Genomic DNA, 1200 nt, shown 5'->3' with positions numbered 1-1200 from the left:
CAGAACGGCGCTGGGATTCCGTCCTGTTGAGCCTCCTCTTATGCGCCCCGCGCACAACCTCCTGCGGGCCGAGAGGGGATCCGTTCGCCGCGTCAGCCATCCGCCCCATTCTGTTTGCGCAAATTTCGGAGGCTGCCCTCGGGAAGAGGCTGCCCGGCGTCAACCACGATGCCACCCACCCGCCGCGCAGGCGGGAGAAGAAGTGCATGCCCCTGTGGGTGCGAGGCGCCGCCGCAGAGTTGGAAGCGCCCTGGTTCGCCCGCTTGTTCGTGCGCTTCGAACCCGGTGCGACGGCTCTGCTACGAGCGTCACTGCTGCGTGACGGTCCGCCGGGTCTGTCCGGGTGCCGCAGTCGGCGGATGCATGCTCGCCTCTCCGAACCACCAGAGGGGGAATCATGCTGACGAAAGTCCGGGGCACGGTTGCGGCGGCAGTGATGGCGGGGGCGCTCCTGGTGCCCGTCGCCGCGGCGACCGATGCGGCGGCCGCGTCCTGCGCGCGGCACACGACGGGCGTCTGCAAGGCGAACTCACCGCATCCGCACGGCGCTACCGCGAAGTGCAAGGACGGCTCGTACTCCTACAGCGCCCACGCCCGCGGAACGTGCTCGCACCACCGGGGCGTCAAGTACTGGTACCGGTAGGCAGCACAAGACTTGGCCGGCCCCAGGGCGTCCCGCTGCGGCACCCGGCCGCACCGCATCGAAATCCGCTGGCAGGCCGCTACAGGAGCAAGACCAGCCCGCCGCTCGAACGCGGCCCCGTCCCGTTGTGCGCGGGACGGGGGCCGTGCACAGTGCGCCGTCCGCGGCAGGCCGCGTGACGGCAGTGCGTCTTCGCGCGGTGCCCCGCGCGGTAGGCCGGCAGTCGGGTAGGGCAGCATCTGCTCAGCCATCGCCTGACCATGAGGGGTCGTCATGCGTTCCACCCGCCGTGCCGCATCATCTGTCCTGCTCACCTGCCTGGTTCTTGCGGGCTGCTCCCCTACGTCGCTGGGCGGTTCCGCGGCGTCCGAGAGCGCGAGTGCTACATCGGGTGCGTCGGGCGCCGGCGGGGCCGGGCGGGCGATTGCGGTGGGGGCGGGTCCGCAGAAGACGTACACGGTGCAGCAGCAGCCGGCCGCGGGCACCTGCCACTACCGGTATCTGAAGGGGGAGCCGTTGGAGGATCCGAAGTGCACGCCGGGCGCGGTCTCTCCGGC

General features: G+C 71.0%; 1 protein-coding gene. It reads left to right on the top strand.

The window, feature by feature from the left end; translation table 11 throughout:
• Positions 1–397: 397 nt before the first annotated feature.
• Positions 398–643: a DUF3761 domain-containing protein gene (locus tag ACFWI9_RS34530; protein ID WP_387169310.1), complete on the top strand. Its 246-nt coding sequence runs from the start codon at positions 398–400 to the stop codon at positions 641–643.
• Positions 644–1200: the final 557 nt, after the last annotated feature.

This window comes from Streptomyces sp. NPDC127084 (genome assembly GCF_042724175.1).
Classification (GTDB): Bacteria; Actinomycetota; Actinomycetes; order Streptomycetales; family Streptomycetaceae; genus Streptomyces.
This window is presented reverse-complemented; position numbering and strand designations above follow the sequence as displayed.